The organism is Streptomyces sp. NPDC031210, assembly GCF_055570395.1.
Genome location: NZ_JBVIHH010000001.1, coordinates 177999 through 185006, shown reverse-complemented (window position 1 = coordinate 185006; position 7008 = coordinate 177999). Strand labels below are relative to the sequence as shown.

General features: G+C 74.4%; 6 protein-coding genes. 3 read left to right on the top strand and 3 right to left on the bottom strand.

The window, feature by feature from the left end; translation table 11 throughout:
- Positions 1 to 55 precede the first annotated feature (55 nt).
- The gene (locus ACZ45Z_RS00865; RefSeq protein WP_468355495.1) at positions 56 to 1243 is read left to right on the top strand and encodes a CapA family protein; all 1188 of its coding nucleotides are present in this window, start codon (positions 56 to 58) and stop codon (positions 1241 to 1243) included.
- A 37-nt stretch (positions 1244 to 1280) separates the two neighbouring features.
- A complete protein-coding gene (locus tag ACZ45Z_RS00860) occupies positions 1281 to 1652 on the top strand; it encodes a VOC family protein (protein WP_468354058.1) in 372 nt (123 codons plus the stop codon).
- A 123-nt stretch (positions 1653 to 1775) separates the two neighbouring features.
- Here ACZ45Z_RS00860 and ACZ45Z_RS00855 read toward each other — a convergent pair whose 3' ends face one another.
- Together ACZ45Z_RS00855 and ACZ45Z_RS00850 are read right to left on the bottom strand one after the other, a co-directional pair.
- The gene (locus tag ACZ45Z_RS00855; RefSeq protein ID WP_468354056.1) at positions 1776 to 2699 is read right to left on the bottom strand and encodes an NADP-dependent oxidoreductase; all 924 of its coding nucleotides are present in this window, start codon (positions 2697 to 2699) and stop codon (positions 1776 to 1778) included.
- A 101-nt stretch (positions 2700 to 2800) separates the two neighbouring features.
- Positions 2801 to 3442: a TetR/AcrR family transcriptional regulator gene (locus tag ACZ45Z_RS00850; protein ID WP_468354054.1), complete on the bottom strand. Its 642-nt coding sequence runs from the start codon at positions 3440 to 3442 to the stop codon at positions 2801 to 2803.
- A gap of 64 nt (positions 3443 to 3506) precedes the next feature.
- On the opposite strand from ACZ45Z_RS00850, the gene ACZ45Z_RS00845 reads away from it, so the two are divergent.
- The gene (locus ACZ45Z_RS00845) at positions 3507 to 4835 is read left to right on the top strand and encodes an aldehyde dehydrogenase family protein (protein WP_468354052.1); all 1329 of its coding nucleotides are present in this window, start codon (positions 3507 to 3509) and stop codon (positions 4833 to 4835) included.
- A 43-nt stretch (positions 4836 to 4878) separates the two neighbouring features.
- On the opposite strand, the gene ACZ45Z_RS00840 is transcribed toward ACZ45Z_RS00845, so the two are convergent.
- Entirely contained in the window at positions 4879 to 6915 is a 2037-nt protein-coding gene (locus ACZ45Z_RS00840) for a DUF5107 domain-containing protein (RefSeq protein WP_468354050.1), read from the bottom strand.
- Positions 6916 to 7008: the final 93 nt, after the last annotated feature.

Here is a 7008-nt window from a genome sequence, read left to right as displayed (position 1 = left end):
CCGAGGAGATTGGTGTCACCGGCGATCATGATGTGCGACAGCATGGTGCGCGAGACTGAGGTCGCCGTGCCCACCACCACCCCCCCCCCCCCCCCTCCCCCCCCCCCCCTCCTCCCCCCCCCCCCCCCCCCCCCCCCCCCCCCCCCCTCCCCCGCACTCCGAGTCCCCCGGCCCGCCGCGCCCCGCCAAGCCCGCGACCGCCGGCTTCACGCTCCTGGCCACCGGCGACGTCCTGCCGCACCGCGGTGTCATAGAGCAGTCCCACAAGGACGCGCACGGCCGCGGCCACGACTTCCGCGCCATGTTCGCCGGCGTCAAACCGGTGGTGACCGCCGCCGACCTGGCGATCTGCCATATGGAGACGATCTACGGGAAGGACGGCGGCCCGTTCACCGGCTATCCCCTCTTCAAGTCGCCGCCGCAGATCGCGGCGGCTCTGAAGGACGCCGGCTACGACTCCTGCTCCACCGCCTCCAACCACACCCTCGACGACGGCGCGGACGGCGTGCGGCGCACACTGGACGCCATGGACGCGGCCGGACTGCGCCACGCGGGCTCGGCCCGCTCCGCCGCCGAGGCCGGTCGCCCGAACCTTCTGCGGGCCGGCCCCGCCAAGGTCGCGCAGCTCTCCTACACGTACAGCACCAACGGCATACCCAAGCCCGGGGGCCAACCCTGGGCGGTCAACCTGATAGACCGGAACACGATCCTCGCCGACGCCCGGGCCGCCCGTAAGGCCGGTGCGGACGTGGTCGTCGTGAGCATCCACTGGGGCACGGAGTGGCAGCCGGCGCCCGACGAGCAACAGCGCACGCTGGCCCGGGCGCTCACCGCCGCGCGCACGGCCGGCCGGCCCGTCATCGACCTGATACTGGGCACCCACGCGCATGTCCCGCAGGCGTACGAGAAGGTCAACGGCACCTGGGTCGTCTACGGCATGGGCGATCAGCTCGCGGGCCAGATGTTCAACCGCGCCGACGAGGTGGACGGCCGCGGCAACCAGAGTTCGATGGCCCGCTTCACCTTCGCCCCACCGGCCCGACCCGGGGAGCGCTGGCCGGTGCGCGAGGCGGAGTTCATCCCCCAACTGACCGATCTGGGCGACGGGTTCAAGATCGTCAACCTCGGTGCGGTCCTCACCGGCAGGGCCGGACGGCCCGACTACGTCCACGCCCGTGACAGCATCCGCGACATCGTCCTGTCGCGGGGCGCGGCCCAGCAGGGGCTGATCATGTCCAAGTGATCGCGCGCCACCGGGTCACCCAACTAGGCTGCCCCGTATGGACATTCTGGGTACCTCGTTGCGGGTGTGCGTCGGTGATCTCGATGCGGCGGTCGCCGTCTACGAACGGCTCACCGGCGCCGAGGCGATCCGCTTCCGGCGCGGCGGCGTCTCGGTGGCGGCCGTCGGATGCTTCTTCCTGATGAGCGGTCCCGAGGCGGAGTTGTCGGTGCTGCGGAAGATCACCGCGACGCTCGCGGTGAAGGACGTGGACGAGGCGGTCGCCGACCTCAAGGCCGTTGGCGCGGACATCATCGCCGGACCGCTGCCCACTCCGATCGGCCGCAATGTGGTCGCCCGGCATCCGGACGGTTCGGTCTTCGAGTACGTCGATCGCAACCAGGACGCGTCAGCGGATTCCGGCGCGTAGCCGGATTCCCGCTCGGCGACGGATTCCCGCTCGGAGAGGCATTCCCGGCGGCCCGCGGCGCGGTGGCGACCCACCGCGCGCGAGCCACGCACCTCGCCGTCGGGACACCTCGCCGTCAGGACGTCAGGACACCTCAACAATGATCTTGCCTCGGGCGCGGCCCGCCATGCTGAGCCGGAACGCCTCGGCCGCCTGCGGCAGCGGGAAGACGGCCTCGACCGGCACGGTGAGCTTCCCGGCGTCCGCCAGTTCGCCGAGCGCGGTCAGGTCCGCGGTGTCGGGGCGCACCCAGACCATGTGACCGCCCTTGGCGCGGACCTCGCCGTCGGCGATGGACGCCACCCGGGACCGGTCCTTGAGTACCTTCTGGGAGAGGTCGACCTCGCCGCCTCCGACGAAGTCCAGGGCCACGTCCACGCCCTCGGGCGCCAGCTTCCGCACCCGGTCGGCGAGGCCGTCGCCGTAGGTCACCGGTTCGGCGCCCAGGGACCGCAGGAAGTCGTGGTTGCGTTCGCTCGCCGTGCCGATGACGCGCAGGCCCTGGGCGACCGCGATCTGCACGGCGAACGAGCCGACGCCCCCGGCGGCGGCGTGCACCAGGACCGTCTCGCCCGGCGCGGCGCCGACCCGCTTGAGTGCCTGGTAGGCGGTGAGCCCGGCGAGCGGCAGGCCCGCGGCCTGCTGCCAGCTCAGCGAGGCCGGCTTGCGGGCCAGCGTCCGCACCGGCGCGGCGACCAGCTCGGCGAAGGTGCCGTGCTGGACCTCGTCCTTGCGGACGTAGCCGATGACCTCGTCGCCGACGGCGTACTCGGTGGCGTCCGCGCCGACCGCCTCCACCACGCCCGCGACGTCCCAGCCGGGGATGAGCGGGAAGTGGGCGTGCATCATCGGGTCGAGGTAGCCCGCCAGGATCTTCCAGTCCACGGGATTGACGGCGACCGTCTTGACCCGGACCAGGACCGAGTCGGGTCCCACTTTCGGGTCGGGCTGGTCGGTGTACTCCAGGGCGTCGGGGCCGCCATAGCTGTTGGTGGTGATTGCCTTCATGGTCCGCCACAACGTGCGACGGTCCCGGATCATTCCGCGCCGGCGCACACGGGCACCGAATGGCCTACGGCGACGGGGGCCCGGGTCGGACCGATGGGCCGTCAGGCCGGCCGGGCGCCGAGGGCGCGCAGCAGGAACGGCAGGAGTTCGCGGGTCATGGCGCGGCCGGCGGACGGGGCGGCGGACGTGCTCGCGCCCGGGGTGAGGAACAGCCGGCTGACCATCGAGCCGACGACGAGGTCGGCGAGGACGTGCGCGTCCTGAAGCGGCGGGATGTCGCCTCGCGCGACGGCCCGGCGGACGACGGTGGCGGCGCGGTCGCGGACCGGCTGGACGATGGCGCTGTCCAGGACCCGGGCCAGTGCCTCGTTGTGCGCGGCCTCGCCGATCAGGACGTGCAGCAGCCGGCCGCCGGGGCCCTCCAGCGTGTCGGCCTTGTCCCGCAGCAGCGCGGCCAGGTCGCCTTCGAGGGTGCCGGTGTCCGGCTGCGGCCCGAGGTCGCTCGCCCAGCGGACGGCGGTGCCCACCACCAGGTCCTCCTTGGACCGCCACCGGCGGTAGAGGGTCGCGGTGGACACCCCGGCCCGCTTGGCGACCGCCGCGGTGGTCAGCGCGCCGTAGCCGCTCTCCTGGAGGACCTGGACGGTGGCCTCCAGGAGCGCCCGGTCGCGTGCGGCGTCGCGGGGCCGGCCGCGGGCGGGCTGCCGGGCGGCGGTCTCGTTGCTCTCGGTGCGTTCGGCCACACCCGGAGTCTACCGGCCGAACAATACGAAACGAAATAATTTCGTTTCCGGTACGCTCGGGAGCATGGCATCCCACACCTCCACCCCGCAGCCGGACGCCGCCGCCCTCGTCGGACGGCTCCGCACCACCTTCGCCACCCGCCGCACCACCGCCCCCGCCTGGCGGCGCGGCCAGCTCGAAGCCCTGCGCGCCCTGCTCACCGAGCACAGTGACGCGTTCACCGCCGCGCTGGCCGCCGACCTCGGAAAGGGCCCCCAGGAGGCGTACCGCACCGAGGTCGGCTTCACGCTCCACGAGATCGACCACACCCTCGCCCGGCTCGACGACTGGCTGGCGCCCCGGCCCGCGGAACTCCCCGAGCGCCTGCTCCCGGCGACCGCGCACGTCGTCCGTGAACCGCTCGGCGTCGCCCTGGTCATCGCCCCCTGGAACTACCCGCTGCAACTGGCGCTCGCGCCGCTGGTCGGCGCGCTGGCCGCGGGCAACTGCGCCGTCGTCAAGCCCAGCGAACTCGCGCCCGCGACCTCCGCCGCCCTGGCCCGGCTGCTGCCCCGCTACCTGGACGACGAGGCGGTGGCCGTGGTCGAGGGCGCGGTCCCGGAGACCACGGCACTCCTGGAGCAGCGCTTCGACACGATCTTCTACACCGGTAACGGCACGGTCGGCCGGATCGTGATGGCGGCGGCCGCCAAGCACCTGACGCCGGTGACGCTGGAACTCGGCGGCAAGAGCCCGGTCGTCCTCGACCCGGGCACCGATCTGGCCGCCGCGGCGCGCCGCATCGTGACCGGCAAGTTCCTCAACGCCGGCCAGACCTGCGTCGCGCCCGACTACGTCCTGGCGATCGGCGACACCGCGCGGGCCGTCGAGCCGCATCTCGCCGAGGCCGTGCGCGCGGCGTACGGAGCCGATCCGGCCGCGGCCCCGGAGTACGGACGGATCGTCAACGAGCGGCACTTCGACCGGCTGACCGCCCTCCTGGACAGTGGCCGCACGGTCGTCGGCGGCACGCACGACCGCGCCGCGCGCTACCTGGCGCCGACCGTGCTCGCCGACGTCTCCCCCGATGCCCCGGTGATGCGGGAGGAGATCTTCGGCCCCGTCCTGCCGATCGTGTCCGTGCCCGACCTCGACGCGGCGATCGCGTTCATCAACGAGCGCGACAAGCCGCTGGCGCTGTACGCCTTCACCGACTCGGCGGACACCAAGCACCGGCTGCTGACGGAGACCTCTTCCGGGGCGCTCACCTTCGGGCTGCCGGTCGCCCATCTCACCGCGCCCGGCCTGCCGTTCGGCGGGGTCGGCGAGAGCGGGATGGGCCGCTATCACGGCGAGTACTCCCTCGACGCCTTCAGCCACACCAAGGCCGTGATGGACAAGCCGCTGGTGTGAGGCGGTCGCGGCGGCCGGTGTGCGGCCGGTGTGCGGCGGGTGCTCACACCGGCCGCATCCGGAACTCGTACCGCTCCGGCAACGGGTGCCGCGCGCGGGCCCGGGCCCGGACCTCCTCGGTCACCGGGCCCGCGCCGGCCTCCAGCCGCTCGGCGATGGCATACCAGGTGTCGCTGAGCGACTCGTCGCCCTCCCGCAGGTCCGGAATCTCGAAACCGGCGTCGAAGACGGCGCGGGCCGCGGCGGCCTCGCCGCGCGCGAGCGCCACCCGCGCGGTCAGCAGCCGGAACCGGCCACCGGCCAGGTCCTCCGGGCGCAACCGGCCCAGCAGCATCGCGGCCTCTTCCGCCCGGCCGTCGGCGAGCAGCGCGGGGACCGCCTCCCGGGCGAGCGCGGGCAGTACGGCGCGCCAGGCGCGGGCGTCCGGGTCGTGCGCCGGGGCCTCGTCGGCGGACCGGTACGCGAGGGCGAACGCCGCCGCGTACCGGTCGGCGGCGCGCGCCGCCTCGCCCGCCTCCGACTCGGCGACGGCCAGGCAGTACAGCGGCAGGCAGCCCGCGCCGGCGGCCAGCGCGCGCTCCCAGCTCCGGACGGCCTGCGCGTGGTCGCCGGCGTGCCACTGGGCGAGGCCCAGGTGGTAGTCGGTGGCCGGTCCCGGCCGAGCGGACTCCAGCAGATCCCGCCAGGCGGGCGAGACCAGCGCGGGGCCGGGGAGCGGCCGCCCGGCGGGCAGGTCCCCGGTCTCCAGCAGGGTCAGCCAGGGCCGCTGCGCCTCGCCCAGGGTGGTCGCTTCGAAGGGCGTACCGGGCAACTCCAGCCCGGCGCGGGCCACTTCGAGGGCGCCCCAGCCCGATCCGGTGGCCAGTGACTCCTTCGGTTCGGTGTCGGCGTACGGCCGCCAGGCGGCGTACGCGGCAGCCACGTCCGCCCGCGGCAGCGCCGCCTCCAGACGGCCGGCGACCTCGGCACGGGCCGCGTCCCAGTCCGCGCCGTGCACCCGCCCGGGGTCGGCGGCGAGCGGCCCGTACGCCTCCAGCCAGGCGAACTCGGCGCCGCCGTCGAGGGGCACCTGCTCCAACTGCGTGCGGGCCAGCCCGGCCTGGATCTCGGCGTAGCCGTCCGTGCCGGGCTCGGTGAGCCAGCGCTGCCAGCGCCGTCCGGCGCGCCCGGCGCCCCACAGGAAGAGCTTGCGGCCGCGCAGCGTGTCGGTGGAGGTCTGCACCAGGCCGCGGCCCTCGCCGTCGAGGGAGGCGATCCAGCGGCGGGCGCCGTCGGGCACCTCGTAGAAGTAGTCGGCGGGGAAGGTGCTCCGCAGCGGGTAGGTGCGGTCGGCGCCGTCGGACTCGGGGACCGGGACGCGCCGCAGGGTCCGCTCGTAGCCGAAGTGCCAGGCTTCGTCGGCCGGGGCCAGGACGCGGGTGTCCGCCGACTCGGGGACGGCGGTGTTGGACCACCAGTAGACCGGCGCGGTGTGGTGGTGCGGATTGCGGATCCGTACGCCGGCGTAGAGGAAGTCGGAGCCGTCGGGCAGCCAGAGGTCCACCTGGAAGGGCAGGTCGCGCAGCCGTTCCCACTCCCACAGGCGGAGCATCTCCCCGCCGTCGGGCGCGGTGACGCGGGCGGCGTGCAGCGGCGAGCAGGAGAGGGTGGTGTGGCCGGTGGCGCCGGTGTTCCATTCGATGCCGCCGGAGAACCAGGCGCCGTTGAGGGCGAAGTTGGCGGGTTGCCGCACCGGGTTGCGGTAGAGCAGTTCGCGGCCGGTGGGCTTGTGGTGCAGGGAGTACACCCGGCCGCCGCAGCCCGGCAGGACGGTGGCGCGCAGCCGGTCGTTCTCCAGGATCAGCACGTCGGTCGCGGTGGGGCGGCGGGTGCGGCCGTAGCCGTCGCGCCGGGCCGTGGGCAGGATCGTGCGCAGGGGGCGGTAGCCGAGTTGGCGGGCCATGTCGGCGGGCAGAGTGGTGCCGTCGGGGACGCGGATGCGGTGCGGGTCGTGGGCGCGGCCCAGCGCGGGCAGCGGGTTGTCGGGTCCGAGGGGCGCTGTGGGAAGGGTCAGGGTGGCGCGTCGCACACTCGTGGCCACGGCTGCCTCGCAAGGGGGGACCGGGCCGCCTCGGCTGCGGCGGCCGCCTGTTGACCATGGAAGCGCGTCCTCGGCGGTCTGCACAGGGCGTCT